General features: G+C 70.1%; 16 protein-coding genes. 6 read left to right on the top strand and 10 right to left on the bottom strand.

Annotated features, from left to right (window positions below):
* The first annotated feature begins 94 nt into the window (after positions 1-94).
* Positions 95-880: an FHA domain-containing protein gene (locus ACWD10_RS09780; protein WP_451088850.1), complete on the top strand. Its 786-nt coding sequence runs from the start codon at positions 95-97 to the stop codon at positions 878-880.
* Positions 877-2,484 (top strand): serine/threonine protein kinase, encoded by a 1,608-nt coding sequence (locus tag ACWD10_RS09775; protein ID WP_451088848.1) that lies wholly within the window; start codon positions 877-879, stop codon positions 2,482-2,484. Before ACWD10_RS09780 ends, ACWD10_RS09775 begins: the two co-directional genes overlap by 4 nt.
* 54 nt (positions 2,485-2,538) lie before the next feature.
* On the opposite strand, the gene ACWD10_RS09770 is transcribed toward ACWD10_RS09775, so the two are convergent.
* From ACWD10_RS09770 to ACWD10_RS09760, 3 genes are all read right to left on the bottom strand, one after another.
* A complete protein-coding gene (locus ACWD10_RS09770) occupies positions 2,539-3,039 on the bottom strand; it encodes a hypothetical protein (RefSeq protein WP_451088846.1) in 501 nt (166 codons plus the stop codon).
* 83 nt (positions 3,040-3,122) lie between these two features.
* A complete protein-coding gene (locus tag ACWD10_RS09765; RefSeq protein ID WP_451088844.1) occupies positions 3,123-4,058 on the bottom strand; it encodes a hypothetical protein in 936 nt (311 codons plus the stop codon).
* A gap of 239 nt (positions 4,059-4,297) precedes the next feature.
* Positions 4,298-5,965: a M4 family metallopeptidase gene (locus tag ACWD10_RS09760; RefSeq protein WP_451089267.1), complete on the bottom strand. Its 1,668-nt coding sequence runs from the start codon at positions 5,963-5,965 to the stop codon at positions 4,298-4,300.
* 396 nt (positions 5,966-6,361) lie between these two features.
* Here ACWD10_RS09760 and ACWD10_RS09755 point away from each other — a divergent pair, with 396 nt between their 5' ends.
* Positions 6,362-7,516 (top strand): alkaline phosphatase PhoX, encoded by a 1,155-nt coding sequence (locus ACWD10_RS09755; RefSeq protein WP_451088842.1) that lies wholly within the window; start codon positions 6,362-6,364, stop codon positions 7,514-7,516.
* A gap of 47 nt (positions 7,517-7,563) precedes the next feature.
* On the opposite strand, the gene ACWD10_RS09750 is transcribed toward ACWD10_RS09755, so the two are convergent.
* The 3 genes from ACWD10_RS09750 to ACWD10_RS09740 are packed head-to-tail and all read right to left on the bottom strand — an operon-like array spanning position 7,564 to position 9,322.
* Positions 7,564-8,328 carry a hypothetical protein gene (locus tag ACWD10_RS09750; protein ID WP_451088840.1) on the bottom strand — a complete coding sequence of 255 codons (765 nt, stop codon included), beginning with the start codon at positions 8,326-8,328 and terminating at the stop codon, positions 7,564-7,566.
* Positions 8,325-8,507, bottom strand: coding sequence for a DUF397 domain-containing protein (locus ACWD10_RS09745; protein WP_451088838.1), 183 nt, complete (start codon positions 8,505-8,507; stop codon positions 8,325-8,327). The genes ACWD10_RS09750 and ACWD10_RS09745 overlap by 4 nt, the downstream gene beginning before the upstream one ends.
* Complete coding sequence (locus ACWD10_RS09740; protein ID WP_451088836.1) at positions 8,504-9,322, bottom strand: helix-turn-helix domain-containing protein; 819 nt, start codon at positions 9,320-9,322, stop codon at positions 8,504-8,506. The genes ACWD10_RS09745 and ACWD10_RS09740 overlap by 4 nt, the downstream gene beginning before the upstream one ends.
* A gap of 94 nt (positions 9,323-9,416) precedes the next feature.
* Here ACWD10_RS09740 and ACWD10_RS09735 point away from each other — a divergent pair, with 94 nt between their 5' ends.
* The 3 genes from ACWD10_RS09735 (at position 9,417) to ACWD10_RS09725 (ending at position 10,541) form a co-directional block, all read left to right on the top strand.
* Positions 9,417-9,842 (top strand): ATP-binding protein, encoded by a 426-nt coding sequence (locus tag ACWD10_RS09735; protein WP_451088834.1) that lies wholly within the window; start codon positions 9,417-9,419, stop codon positions 9,840-9,842.
* Positions 9,843-10,015: 173 nt separating this feature from the next.
* Positions 10,016-10,174, top strand: coding sequence for a hypothetical protein (locus ACWD10_RS09730; protein WP_451088833.1), 159 nt, complete (start codon positions 10,016-10,018; stop codon positions 10,172-10,174).
* Positions 10,167-10,541, top strand: coding sequence for a transposase (locus ACWD10_RS09725; protein ID WP_451088831.1), 375 nt, complete (start codon positions 10,167-10,169; stop codon positions 10,539-10,541). The genes ACWD10_RS09730 and ACWD10_RS09725 overlap by 8 nt, the downstream gene beginning before the upstream one ends.
* Before the next feature lie 45 nt (positions 10,542-10,586).
* Here the strand turns inward: ACWD10_RS09725 and ACWD10_RS09720 are convergent, their stop codons facing one another.
* The 4 genes from ACWD10_RS09720 to ACWD10_RS09705 form a co-directional block, all read right to left on the bottom strand.
* On the bottom strand, positions 10,587-11,231 hold the full coding sequence (locus ACWD10_RS09720; RefSeq protein WP_451088829.1) for a response regulator: 645 nt from the start codon (positions 11,229-11,231) through the stop codon (positions 10,587-10,589).
* Positions 11,221-12,486: a sensor histidine kinase gene (locus ACWD10_RS09715; protein ID WP_451089265.1), complete on the bottom strand. Its 1,266-nt coding sequence runs from the start codon at positions 12,484-12,486 to the stop codon at positions 11,221-11,223. Before ACWD10_RS09715 ends, ACWD10_RS09720 begins: the two co-directional genes overlap by 11 nt.
* Before the next feature lie 89 nt (positions 12,487-12,575).
* On the bottom strand, positions 12,576-13,361 hold the full coding sequence (locus tag ACWD10_RS09710) for an ABC transporter permease (RefSeq protein ID WP_451088827.1): 786 nt from the start codon (positions 13,359-13,361) through the stop codon (positions 12,576-12,578).
* Entirely contained in the window at positions 13,358-14,269 is a 912-nt protein-coding gene (locus tag ACWD10_RS09705; protein ID WP_451088825.1) for an ABC transporter ATP-binding protein, read from the bottom strand. The genes ACWD10_RS09710 and ACWD10_RS09705 overlap by 4 nt, the downstream gene beginning before the upstream one ends.
* Positions 14,270-14,495: the final 226 nt, after the last annotated feature.

The raw sequence follows: 14,495 nt of genomic DNA, 5'->3' as shown, positions 1-14,495 counted from the left end.
TAGTGGATCACCGTCGCCCAGTAACGTCCCTGCCAGTACGAGGCATCGGGGGATGCCCTCGGCACCAAGAGGCATCGGGGGGGAAGGACCACATATGTACAGCCTCATTGTCGTGCCCGCGTACGCCAGCGACGCGCACGCGCACGCGCATGCGCAACTGCGCCTGGAGCCGGGCGAGAGCCTGGACTTCGGCCGTACGCCACCGTCGCCCTCGTCATCGCTGGGGAGCGGAAGCGGCCGTCATCTGACCATCGACCACGCCGGAGTCTCCCGGAGGGCGGGCGTGATCACGGCTACCGGCGCCTTCTGGACGCTGAGCAACCACAGCAGCCACCAGACGTACGTCGTCGAGAACCCCGAGGGCGCCGGTGAGCACATCAAGGTGAGCCCGGGACGGCTCGACGCCCCCGTGCCCTTCGAGTTCTCCCGGGTCGTGCTGCCCGCCGCCGACGAGCTCGTCAGCTTCGACGTCTGGGCGCCCCGGCACGACTACCTGGACGCCAACTCCCCGGCCAGCCAGGGCGAGCCGACCGCCCTGGCCTTCCCGCTCGACCGGACCAAGCGCTACTTCCTCGTCCTGGCCGCCCTGTGCGAGCCACGCCTGCGCACGTCCCCGCATGCCCCGCTGCCCACGACGGAGCAGATCGTCGAACGGCTCCGCCCGGTCTGGCCCGCGGCGAGCCGCGCCTCGGTGCAGTGGAACATCGACTATCTGGCGCTGAAACTCCGCCTGAAACAGCCCTCTACGGCCGCTGAGGGCGGCGTGGCCGGGCCGCCGCGCCAGAACGGCAAGAAGGAGTCGCTCGTCTCCCTCGCCCTCCGCTTCGACCTGGTGCGCGAGGACGAACTGGGTGTACTCAAGGGGGTGGGGGCCGCATGATGGGGAATGGCCGCACCGATGGCCCGTTCGCTGTCCAGGTTCCGTACGGCTATCGGGTCGGGGCGTGGGAGGTGCGGGAGCCGATCGCTTCCGGAGCGTTCGGCAGTGTCTATGCCGCCCGTCGCGCGGCACCCGACCCGGCCGGGGACGCCCCGCCCGCCGAAGCGGCCCTGAAGTTCCTGCCCACCGGCAGCCGCACCCCGCGCCAACTGCGCCACCTCCAGGAACTCGCCGACCGTGAGCTGCGTCTGCTGCGCAAGCTGCGCCGCCCGCGCCTGATCCGGATGTACGAGGCGCTGACCGTCGACGACCCCGGAAACCCCACGCTCGACGGCGCCACGGTCCTGGTCCTGGAGCGCGCCGAGGGCTCCCTGGACACCCTGCTCAGGCGCTCAGGGCCCGGCCCCCTGCCCTCGGCGGGACCGCTGCTCGCCCAGATCTGCGAGGGCCTGACCCAGCTGCACCACGCGGGCTGGGTGCACGGCGACCTCAAGCCCGGCAACGTACTGCTCCTGCGCGAGGCCCGGCCCGGCCACCAGGTCCGGCTCGCCGACTTCAATCTCGCCGCCGAGCTGGAAGGCACCCACGCCTACTCCCTCGCCTTCGCCACCCCCGACTACACCCCGCCCGAGCTGCTGTGGGCCGAGATCGGCGAGCGCGGCCAGCAGATCCGGACCACCGCCGACATCTGGGCCTTCGGCGTCGTCGCGCACCTCGCCCTGACCGGCACGCTGCCGTTCCCCGGCACCACCCCCACCGCCCGCAAGGACGCGCTCCTGCGCTACGCCCGCGGCGCCGAGGAACTGCGGCTCTCGCCCGAACTCCCGGAACCCTGGCGGGAGATCGTCACCGACTGTCTCGCACCCACGCACGCGCAGCGGGCCCCGCACTCCGCCGACTCCCTGCTGCGCCGCGTCGAGGCGGTGACCGGCACCGATCCGGCACCCCGGCTGCCCCGCCTCCGCCCGTGGATCCGCCGCCCACGGCGCCGCCGCACGGCGGTGGCCGCGGCCCTCATGGTGGCCGTGGTCCTCGGCGGCAGCGGCTACGGCGTGGCTGCCCTGACCGGGGGCGACGGCGACCCGGCGCCCCCGGCCCCGCGCAAGCCGGTCGACCCGGCCTCGTACGGGGCGAGCGAGCTGAGCACGTCCGCGGGCATCCCGGTCAAGTACCGCAAGCTCATCGTGGACGCCGCCCACGGCTGCCGCGAGAAGACCGTCACGCCCGCCCTTGTCGCCGCCATCCTCAAGGTGTCGTCCGACTTCGATCCGAAGCTGTCCGATCCCGCCAGCGACGAGTTCGGCATTGCCCGTTGGACCCCACGCGTGCTGCGCTACTGGCTCCCCGACGAACAGCGCCCCAGGAACGGCGCCCCGAAACCGCCCTTCCCGCCCAAGATGTCCATCCCCGCCGTGGGCCGCTACTTGTGCTGGATCGCCCCGCGCCTGTGGCACGACCTGCCCGGCGACCAGCGAGTTCTGGCCGGGGTGGCTTACCACTCCTCGTTCGAGAAGGTCAACGAGGCGGGCGGGGTGCCGGAGCGGCATCAGGCGTACGCCGATCAGATCGAGCGCGCGGTGAAGGCGTACACGCCCGGAGGGTGAAACGCCGGTCGGCCCGACAGCGGGTGCTGCCGGGCCGACCGGGGTCGGGGTGCGTCAGTCCATGAACGCGCCGTTGCACTCACTGTTCTTGGCGGTCCACTTGTGCGAGGAGATGCGGTTGTTCGCCCTCTTGCCGTTGTCGAACTTGTCGTCCTTGCCGAGGTAGTCGGCGTACTTCTCGCCCTGCTTCAGGCAGATCACGCCGCCGCTGTATCCCTTGAGCCGGTGGAACTTGACCGTGCTGACGTTGCCGGTGCCCTTGTTGATCAGCGAGCTGGCCCGGTTGTTGTCGCGGCCCTGCATCCGGCCCTTCTTGTCGCCCCAGTTGCTGTCGTCGTAGCGGTCGACGCCGAGCAGGACGCTGCACTTGGACTTGTGGAACGCGGCCATGACGCCCGGGGCGAGGTCGCGGTACGCGCGGTCGCACTTGGCCGACCGGGCCTCGCTGTCCCCGGACGGCGCGGCCTGCGCCACGGCGGGCAACCCGAGGCCGGTGCCGAGGAGACCCGCGGCGGCCAGGCCGATGAAGCTCTTGCGGATGGTGAAGCTGGACATGGTGAACTCTCCTGTCTTTCCTGATGGTTGATGAGGTGGTGCTGGTGCTGGTGCTGTCTCTTCGAAGGGGCCGGGGGAAGAACTCAGGCCGAAGTCCCGAGCACGTCCTCCGCCTTCGCGAGCGCCCGATGCTGCAGCCGCAGATGGGTTCCGACCTGCTCCCGATAGCGGCCCTCGGCCAGCTCGCCCCGGAACCGGTCCTCCAGGTCCCGTGCGGTACGAGCGAGCCCGCTGCTCCGCGCGCACGCCGCCTCGTCCACGGCGAGCCCGACCTCCACGGCGTGCGCCCGCCCGTCGCTCAACCCCCGTGTGAGCGTGGGCAGTTGATCGCGCAGCGCGGCCGGGCCCCGATAGCGGTGCCCCTTGTCGCGCATGCACCGGGCCCAGGAGTGCACGGCCGCCACGAACCGCTTGTCGCGTTTGATCCGCGGCTCGTAGAGGGCGCGCAGACCGGCCGCCGTCTTCTCCGCCGGGAACCAGGTCTTCAGATCCCCGTAGAGCTCCCGCAGCGCCTCGGCGTTGCAGCCCTCGGTGGCCGTGCTGACCGTGCCACCGCCCGGCAGCCGCGCCTCGACGGTCCCGGCCCCGGGCCCGCCGTAGAGCGCATCGCTCCAGCGCAGTTGCCGTTCGCGCGAGAGCTTGCGGTAGTACGCGACGTTGGGGTCGGCGTGCCGCTCCCGGTCCATGGCGCGCTGGATCCGCCCGCCGTAACCGTGCTTCCGCGCCCACCGCGGATCGTCGAGTACGTACCCCGGGGTCTTGAGCTCATCGCCGGTGAGCTGTCGCGCCTCCCCGTACCAGAAGCCCCGCCCGGCCATGCACTGCTTGATCAGCCGTTCCTGGGCCCGGTCCACCGTCGCCTGCTGTGCGTCGGTGAGTTCGGTGAGTTCGGTGAGGTCGGCGAGCCGTGTCCGGCCGGTGTCCGGGCCGTCGCTCGCGGAACGGCTCTCCGCCGTACCGCACCCCCCGGCCCCGCCTAGAACCACCACCGCGCACACTGCGGCCAACGTCCTGCGCATGAGATTCGTACCCCCGTGTCGTGCATCCCCCGTGCCGCTTTCGGCGGCATGCACACACCATCCCGCTCGTTCGCGGTCATGGGTACCTCGGAACTCTCAGGACGCCCACGCCCCGGCCCGGGCCGAGGACCTGGCTCCGGACATACGGATGGGCGGCACCCGGATCCGCAAAATCCGGGTGCCGCCCACCGTCATCCCCCGATTCCTCCCCCGAGGTGTGGCCGAAACTAGCCCTGGTCCTAGCCCTTGCCGTTGCCCTTGCCGTTTCCGTTGCCCTTGGACGGCAGGACGTTCACCGCGGCCCAGGCGCGGTCGACCGCCTTGTACTCCGCCGTGCCGTCGCCGTACAGGTCCTTGGCGGCGTCGAGGGTCGCCACGCGCGCGGCGTGGTAGTCGGTCCGGGACGTCATGTACGTGGTCAGGGCCTTGAACCAGATCTGCTCGGCCTTGTCACGTCCGATCCCGGTGACGGGCTGCCCATCGGCGGTCGGCGAGTCGTACTGCACCCCGTTGATCTCCTTCTTCCCGCTGCCTTCCGAGAGCAGGTAGAAGAAGTGGTTGGCGGGGCCGGACGAGTAGTGGACGTCGATGCCGCCGATGCCCTTGTACCAGTCGTCCTTGGACTTGCCGTCCCTGCTCGGCTTGTCCATGTAACGGAGCGGCGTACCGTCGCCCCGGATGTCGATCTTCTCGCCGATGAGGTAGTCCCCGACGTCCTCGGCGTTCTTCGCGTAGAACTCGGTCGTGGACCCGAAGATGTCGGAGGTGGCCTCGTTCAGGCCGCCGGACTCCCCGTTGTAGATGAGCCCGGCGGTGTTGGAGGTGACGCCGTGGGTCATCTCGTGCGCGGCGACGTCGAGGGACGTGAGCGGCTTGGCGTTGCCGGCCCCGTCGCCGTACGTCATGCAGAAGCAGCTGTCGTCCCAGAAGGCGTTGACGTAGTTGTTGCCGTAGTGGACCCGCGAGTACGCGCCCACGCCGTCGCCCTTGATGCCCTCACGGCCATGCACGTTCTTGAAGTAGTCCCAGGTCACGCCCGCCCCGTAGTGCGCGTCGGCGGCCGCGGTCTCGTTGTTGGCCGGAGTGCCGTCGCCCCAGGAGTCGTCAGGTCCGGTGAACAGGGTGCCCTGGCCGGACGACCCGTGCTTCAGGTCGTACGTCTTGTGGTTGCCGCGCCCGGTGTCGGTGAGGGAGAACCCGCTGCTCTCCTGCTTGGAGCCGAGCTCGACGTCGCCGCCGTACATGGTGTGGCCGTCGCCGCTGCGGATGTCGTCCCACTGGAACAGCTGCTTGCCGGTACGGGCGTCGGTGACGGTGTGCACGCGGGTGGGCGTGCCGTCCTTCTTCTTGCCTTCCTTGACCTTCTCGTACGCGAGCGTCGGGGTGCCGGAGGCGGCCCAGACGACGGCGCGGGAACCCTTGGGTGCGGCCTTGGCGCGCGCGGTGTCGACGTCGAGCTTCTTGCTGGTGGCCTTGGTGACCCCGGTGTTCTTGCCGCTCTTGTTCTCGTGCACGACGAGGTCGCCGCCGAGCACGGGCAGTCCGTCGTACGTCCGCTCGTACCGGGTGTGCACGCTGCCGTCCCGGTCCTTGACGACATCACGGACCACGAGCTTCTCGTCTGCCGAGAGCCCGATCTCCTTGGCGGTACGGGCCCGTTCGGCGTTGGCGTCGCGGAGCAGCTCGGCACGCTGCGAGGCGGAGAGCTTGGCGGGCGCGGCGCTCGGCGTGGGCTCCGGGGTGGGTGCGGCCGAGGCGGTGCTGAGGCCGGTGGCGAGCAGGGCGGCTGCGGCGGTGACCGCGGTGCCGAGGACGACGGAGGTACGTCTGGATATGTGACTCGATATGCGAGGCGACACGCAATGACTCCCTTGGGGTGAGGGGTCCCGGGTGGCGTGGGGGACCATCCGGGCGGGGAAGTATTCGTGCGGGTGGGCCGCGTTCGTGCCTTTGTTCACTTGTTCGTTGCGGCTGTGCCGTGCGGGGGAAGAGTGTCATTCCAGCCGCGTACATGTCACCGCTCGAACAGAGGTTGGCCGGAAATCGTCCGTTGGGCGGGGAGTTGTGTCCGTTATGCGGGCGCGGTGCCCGGTGGCCACGCGGGCGCGGTGCCGGTGGCCACCACATCACGACGCGTTGAACTACGGCGCGGTAGTCAACTGACCAATGGCCGCGGAGAGTTCACCACTCAGTTCCTGATGGGGTTCCCCTCCCACCCCTACTCTCCTCAGCGACCAGTCGGCACGCACGCACGCACGGCTCAACTGTCCTCTGTTCGCCCCTTCTTGACGAAGGAGTTAGTTGTGGATCGCCGTACTCTTCTCCGTAGTGCCGTCGTCGGTGCCGGCTCGGTGGCCTTCGGGTTCACCATGACCCGCGAGTCCCTCGCCTACCCCGCCAAGACCGGCCCCAGCCCGTACGGAGCCCTCCAGTCGGCCGACGCCAACGGCATCATGCTCCCGGCAGGCTTCTCCAGCCGCGTGATCGCCCGCTCGACGCAGAAGGTCCCCGGCACGAGCCACACCTGGCACAGCGCCCCCGACGGCGGGGCCTGCTTCGCCGACGGAACCGGCTGGATCTACGTCTCCAACGCCGAGCTGGGCAGCGGCGCGGGCGGGGTCAGCGCGGTGCGGTTCGACAGCAACGCGAACATCACCGGCGCGTACCCCATCCTCTCCGGCGCCACCCGCAACTGCGCCGGTGGCGACACCCCGTGGAACACCTGGCTGTCCTGCGAGGAGACCACGCGCGGCTACGTCTACGAAACCGACCCGTGGGGAGCCAAGGCCGCCGTACGGCGGGACAAGATGGGGCGGTTCAAGCACGAGGCCGCCGCGTGCGACCCCGACCGCAAGGTCATCTACCTGACCGAGGACGAGGGCGACGGCGCCTTCTACCGCTTCGTCCCCACCACCTGGGGCGACCTCTCCTCCGGCACCCTCCAGGTGCTGACGGAGAGCAACAACGTACTGTCCTGGAAGAACGTGCCCGACCCCAGCGCCTCGGGCGGCACCCAGACCCGCGACCAGGTCCCGAACACCAAGGTGTTCGTCGGCGGCGAGGGCTGCTACTACAAGAGCGGCACCTGCTTCTTCACCACCAAGGGCGACAACCGCGTCTGGGCCTACGACGCGGCGAACAACACCCTCGCCATCGCGTATGACGACAACCTGACCGCCAACCCGCCGCTCACCGGCGTGGACAACATCACCGGCGCCAAGGTCGGCGACCTCTATGTGGCCGAGGACGGCGGCAACATGGAGATCTGCATCATCACCCCGGACGACATCGTGGCCCCCTTCCTCCGGATCACCGGCCAGAGCTCATCGGAGATCTGCGGCCCGGCGTTCAACCCGGCAGGCAACCGCCTCTACTTCTCCTCCCAGCGCGGCACCAGCGGCAGCAGCAGCGGCGGCATCACGTACGAGGTGACCGGCCCGTTCCGTACGGCGCTCTGAACACGGTGGGGCGCCGCCGACCGCCTGGTGGCGCCCCACCCCCTGCGTCACGCCGTATGACTGAGGGGGGCAGGGGGCGGTGAGGTCGACGTCCTCGGCACCACCCACAACGCCTCGGCCAGCGCGCAGAGTTCACCCTCGGCGATGGCAAGCCCTACGCCCACGGTGATCTTGCGGCCGACGGTGCCGAGCAGCCAGGCGTACGACACATACCGTTCACCGGCCCGTACGGCGCGCAGCTGAGCCCCGGTGAGTACGGCGGTCACGACGCCGACGCCCGACTTCGCGAGCCGCATCCCGGCCCAGCCGCCGGGACAGTCGAGCGCCGACCAGACGATCTCGGGCGGCAGTTCACCGCGAGCATCGGCCAGCTCCCGGTCCGGCACCCAGGCCGCGGCGAGGACGTCACGCCGCTCCCGCACCCGAGAGGGAAACAGCCGAATACCCTCCCCGACCGGCACGGGACTGCACCCGAAACAGTCCGGGATCGACGGCGGGAACGCGCGGACGTGCGCCAGATACTCCTCACTGGCCAGCTGCGCCTGCTCCCAGGACGGCACAGCGGGCGCGTCCATGGCGAGGGCGGCGGGCCGCGCGGTGACGAGCGGATCGCCCGCGCTGTGCCTCAACTCGGCGCCGCCGCCCGACACTTGCGTGATCGAAACCGGCTCCCCGACGGGCACCCGCCCCCGGAAGTCCACGCGCACTTCCTTGGCGTCACTACGGGCGGCGAGCAGCCCGGCGACGTATCCACCGAAGGCGACCCCGGGATACCCGGTGACGTACTCGGGGACGGTGAGCGTCTCCCTCACTTGACTATGCCGAGGAAGGCGGCCCAGGCGGGGGCGGGGACGGTGAGGTGGGGGCCGGTGGGGTTCTTGGAGTCGCGGATGTGGGTGGTGTCCGCGGGGGCGTTGAGGGCGACTTCGAGGCAGGCGCCGCCGGACGTGTCGCTGTAGCTGGACTTGAACCACGCGAGCTCGCTGTTCACAGGCCGTTCGCCACCCCTCTGATGAAGTCGGCAGACGCCTCAACGTCCAGCGCCTGCATACGGATCATGCCATGGCGCTGCGTCAACGTACTGAACTTGTCTCCGGCCGGGTACAGGGCACCCGTCTCCTGGCCTTCCACGAAGGCGTACTGCTGGTGCTCGTCGGTTTCCGCGAGGATGAAGGACCCGTTGAGCGCCACATACGGGGCGCGGGAGAAGGGAAGGACCTGGATCGACACGTTGCGCTTCTCGCCAACCGTCAGCAGGTGCTTGAACTGCCTCCGCATCACCTCTGGTCCTCCGACCAGGGCTCGTAGAGCCGCCTCGTAGAGCACGAAGCTGAAGTGCGCCGGTGGCTTGCAGTCAAGCTTCGCCTGGCGCTTGAGGCGACCCGCGACACGTTCCTCCAGCGTCTCCTCGTCGAGGGGCGGGCAATCGTTGCTCATCAGCTCACGCATGTACGCCTCGGTCTGGAGCAAGCCGGTGATGAGCAGGCTTTCGTACACGTGCAGCGCGATGGCCTCAGCCTCCACCTGCATGTATTCCTGCGTGCGCTCTGGGAAGGGCTCTGGCTTCAAGTAGCCCTGGCCCGCGAGCAGTTTGCCCCCAGCCCCGCACATCTGATCCGCGATCTGCAACAGCCGCTGCGTCGGCTTCCTGCGGCCGTACTCCATCGACTTCACGTACTCGTAGTCGTACCCGGCCTCATCCGCCAGCGACTGCCGACTCACCGACGCACTCTCCCGCCACAGCTTCAGCTGCCCACCGCAGTACCGCCAAGCCATGGGCGGTTGGCCGTTGTTGGAGTTCGCCATCGTGCCCACCCTCCCGGTTCACCCCGGGTACAGACACGCTCCGTACCCGGGTCGCTACTGCAAAAGGCTACGTGGCGACCACCAGCCTCATCCCATGAACGCCACAACAACTCCCCTAACGGGCAAGCCCGTTGAATGGCACCTGCCCCGCACCCCACGCAGCGTCCCCCGCGCCCGCACGCTCCTCCACGAACAGACCGCCGCCTGGAACCTCACGCCCGACGTGGCCGACACGGCAGCCCTCCTCCTGAGCGAACTCCTCACGAACGCCGTCACCCACGCCCGCGTACCCCGCGGTAGGCAACTCCGCGCCCGCTGCGCCCTGTTGTCGGACGGAACCCTCCGCCTGGAGGTCGACGACGCGAACAACTCCGAGCCGTGCCCCCGGAAGGCCGCCCCCGAGGATGAGTCGGGCAGAGGGCTGGCCCTCGTCGAGGCCCTGGCCGACCGCTGGGGCACGACCCCGAGGGCGTACGGAATCGGCAAGACGGTGTGGTGCGAACTGGGCGCCGCGCCTTAGAGGGCATCTGATCTTGGTTAGTGGCGCTTTGTCTGGACTCGGTGACCCGGGTGTCGGTGGGTCGTTGCATGGCTTGTGACTTCTCGGCGGCCGTATCGCAGTGACGTGTCCGATGCCCGGTGGGCGCTGATGGAGCCGGTCTTCACCGCGCGGCGGCGGCCCCCACTGTGGCCGTGCTGGATGCGCAGAGCGTGGAGACCTCGCGCTGCGTCGCCGAGCGCGACCAGGGCATCGACGCGGGCAAGAAGATCAAAGGACGCAAGCGTCACTTGGCCACCGACACCCTTCGGCCTCCTCCTGGCCGTGATTGTGACAGCGGCCTCGGTGCATGACACAGCCGGTGACAAGCACCTGCTCGACCAAGTCGCCGCCTCCCGGCCGGAGGTGACCAAAGCCTGGGTGGACGGCGGCTACCAGAGCTCCGTGATCAACCACGGTGCCCGGCTTGGGATCGACGCCGAAGTCGTGAAACGGCCTACCAGCACAGGCTTTCACCCCGTACCGAAGCGTTGGGTGATTGAGTGCACGTTCGGGTGGCTGATGCAGAACCGGCGCTTGGCGCGCGACTATGAAGCCCTGCCCCAGCGACCCCGGACAGTGATCCACTGGGCCTTGGCCAACACAATGAGCCGTTCTCTGACTTCAGGATCCACACCAACCTGGGGAGTTGAGTCAGAAGAAACGGGCGTAACGGACTGAACGTTGATCAGATGCCGTCTTAGCGGATCTCGCCGGGTTTCCGGGTCAGCCCAGGATTCCTCGGTCGTATGCCGTAGCTACCGCCGCCGCGCGGTCCTTTACGCCCAACTTGGCGTAGAGGTGGGTCAGATGGGTCTTCACCGTGGCCTCGCTGATGAAGAGTTCGCGGGCGATCTCGCGGTTCGACGTGCCCTTCGCGACCAGGTGGAGGACCTCCCGCTCGCGGTCCGAGAGCGGCTCGTTGCCCGGTGTCCCGGACGGAGTGCGGACGCGGGAGACCAGGCGCGAGGCGATCGCGGGGGAGAGGACCGTGCGGCCCTTGGCGGCGGCGCGGACCGCCGTGAACAGCTCGTCGCGCGGGGCGTCCTTGAGTAGATACCCCGTCGCGCCCGCCTCGATCGCGGGCAGCGTGTCCGAGTCCGTGTCGTACGTCGTCAGGACCAGGACCTTCGCTCGGGCGCCGCGCCGGGTCAGCTCGGCGATGGCCGCGACCCCGCCGCCGCCCGGCATGCGCAGGTCCATCAGGATCACGTCCGGGTCGAGTTCGTCGGCCAGGCGGACCGCCTCGACGCCGTCCGCCGCCTCGCCGAGCACCTCGAAGCCGGTGGCGGAGGCAAACATGCCGCGCAAGCCGTCCCGTACGACCGGGTGGTCGTCGACGATGAGCAGAGTGATGCGGTCACTGGTCATGGCGGACCAACGGTACGCGAGCCGACACCGCCGTGCCGTGACCCGGCTCCGACTCCACCGTCACCGTGCCCGCCACCCGCTCCGCGCGCGCCCGCATGCCGTCGAGGCCGAAGCCGCCGGTGTGCGAGCGGGGCGGTACGGCGGGCGGCGCGAAGCCGGTGCCGTCGTCGCGTATGTCCAGGGCCACCTCGTCGTCCATGTAGGAGAGGGTGACCCCGGCACGGGTCGCGGCCGCGTGCCGGGCCGTGTTCGACAGGGCCTCCTGGGCGATACGGAGCAGCGTGGCCTCGATCTCCTCGTGCAGGTGTGCCTCCGTTCCCGTGATGGTGAACTCCGTACGGACGCCGGTGCGTTCGGACCACTCCCGGACCGTCTTCTTCAGGGCCTCCGGCAGCGCGTGCTGCTCCAGGGCGGCCGGGCCCAGGTTGTGTACCGAGCGGCGGGCCTCGCCGAGGCTCGACCGGGCCAGGTCCGCCGCGCGGTCCAGATGCTCCCGGGCCAGGCGACGGTCCGCCGTGTTCGCGACCACCTGCAGCTGCGCGATGATGCCGGTCAGGCCCTGCGCGATGGTGTCGTGGATCTCGGCGGCCAGACGGCGCCGCTCGTCCGCGACGCCCGCCTCCCGGGCCTGGACGAGGAGTTGCTTGTGCAGCGCGGCGTTCTCGTCGAGGGCCTGGTGCAGCCGGGCGTTGGTGCGCTCCAGCTCGGCGATGGTGGACATGTGGATCCGGGTGCGTCTCTCTTCGTACGTATTGAGCCGACTGAAGACCCAGAACAGGGCGATGTGCACAGCGAGGAGCGCACCGAACACACCCCAGCCCACGCTGTCCTTCGGCGGGAACCCGCCGGACTGCGACCCCGCGACCGTGACCGCGCTGGCGACCAGGCCCACGGACACGAGTCGGGACGGCAGCAGCCGCTCGGCGCCGAAGTAGCCGAGCACCGCATAGAACGCGGCGAACGGGTTCATCCAGGACAGGACGAAGGCCAGGGCCCAGCGAATCACGTAGTACGCGGTGCTCGCGACGCTCGGCCCGCGCGGCCGCCGCCCACGCTCCCGGCCCCACCACAGTTCGAGCAGCAGCCCCGCGGCGAACAGGGCGGCGGCCGCCCACCGCTCCCTGGCCGACGGCATCAGGGCGCTCGCGGAGGCGAACGACAGGACGGCCGACACCCCGAGCAGGCCGTACGGCCCCCAGCGCAGGAACGCGTCCCAGCGCTGCTCCACGTGGCTGTGCGCCGTGGCCGCGTCCATCGGCTCGGGCGGGCCCGGCCGCCCCTTCGTCAGCCGGGCCGTCATGCCGCGCCAGTTGCTCATGGCCTCAGTCTGGTCCACCGTCCCCGTCACTCCCAGCGGAACCAGCGGGCCGCCGCTGCCGACAGGACCACCGCCCACAGCGCGAGCACGCCCAGGTGGGACAGGCTCGGCCAGTCCCCGGCTGCCGCCTCGCCGAGCGCCTGGGCGGCTGCGCCGAACGGAAGCAGCTCCACGACCCGGGCCAGCACGTCCGGCATGGTCTGCACCGGCATCCACAGGCCCGCGCTGAACATCATCGGGAAGAACGCCGCCGCCCCCACCGCGTTCGCCGCCTTCGAGGTGCGCGATATGGCCGACAGCAGGGCGCCCATGGCCAGCGCGGCGCAGATCGCCAGGGCCAGCGCGAGGACGTACCCGAAGACCTGCCGGGGCAGCGCCACGTCGTACACCAGCTTGCCCACGACGACCGTCAGGACCGCCGAGGCGAGGGCCGCGACGCCGTGCAGCGCCATCTGCGAGCCGAGCACCGCGGCAGGGCGCACCGGCGTGGTCGACATGCGGCGTAGAATGCCGCGCTCGCGGTAGCCGGTGATCACCGGCGGCATGGCCTGGAGCGCGGCCATCAGCATGGAGGTGAGGATCGCGATCGGCACGTACACATCGATGATGCGCAGGCCGGGGATGGCCTCGCCGACCTCGCGGAACGGTGGGATGGTGCCGAGCACGACGAACAGCGCGGTCGGGAAGACCATGACCCAGAAGAGGCTGCCGGGCTCGCGGCGGAAGAGCCGCAGCTCCGCCCGGAGCACGGCGCGGTTGGCCGACGGGCGCGCGGGGGCGGTCGCGTCGGTGGGTGCGGTGAGGGTGTTCATGCCGTCGCTCCCGTCAGGTCGAGGAACGCGTCGTCCAACGTGGCGTCGGCGACCCGGAGTTGGTGGGCGGTGATGTGATTACGGGCGAGCAGCGAGATCACCGCGTTGACCGTCTCGTCGGTGCCGTTCACCGTGACCCGGCCGTCGGCGCGCTCGTCCGTGGTCACGGACGCGGCGCCGGGCAGCGCGGCCAGCTCGCGCGTGTCGACCGGGCGGGACGGCGTGAACGTCATGACGGTCGAGCTCGCGGACCGGTTGATCAGGCCGGACGGGGTGTCGAGGGCGGCGAGGCGGCCCCGGTCGATGACCGCGATCCGGTCGCAGAGCCGCTGCGCTTCCTCCATGAAGTGCGTGACCAGGAGCACGGTGACGCCGCTCGCCCGTACTTCCTCGATCAGTTCCCATGTGTCGCGCCGGGCCCGCGGGTCCAGGCCGGTGGTCAGCTCGTCGAGCACCACCACCTTCGGGTCGCCGACCAGGGCGAGCGCGATGAAGAGGCGCTGCTTCTGGCCGCCGCTGAGCTTGCCGAAGCGGGTGCCGAGCTTCTCGGCGAGCCCGAGGCGCTCGGCGAGCGGCCGCCAGTCCGCCGGTCGTGCGTAACAGGCGCTGTACAGCTCCAGGGCCTCGCGCACGGTGAGCTTGGCCTGCAGCTCGCTCTCCTGCAGTTGCGCGCCGAGGAGCTGGGTTACGCGGTTGTGGTCGGCTATGGGGTCGAGGCCGGTGACCCGGACGGTGCCTTCGTCGGGTGCGCGCAGGCCTTCGACGCATTCGACCGTGGTGGTCTTGCCTGCGCCGTTGGGGCCGAGGACGCCGAAGATCTCGCCCTCCTCGACGGTGAACGTCACCCCGTCTACGGCCGGGCGGCCGCCGTAGCGCTTGTGTAGGTCTGTGACCTCGATGATGGACATGTGTCCAGGGTTCCGGGTGGTGGGGGTTTCCGGCATCGACCAGCACGCTCGAGGTGGATCAGCCGATCGGTTGATGGGGCGGTACGACTCCGGCTGGCGGCCGGTGGGTTTTTCTCCCCGCCCCGCCCCTTCCCGGCTGTGTCGATATGCGGCTAACGCCGCGTGGTTGCAGCGGCTTCGGGGTCCTTGGCGCCGTTGTACTTCTCGGTGGCGTGCTCCGCCTCCT

The sequence above is a fragment of the Streptomyces sp. NPDC002851 genome (assembly GCF_053591935.1).
This window is presented reverse-complemented; position numbering and strand designations above follow the sequence as displayed.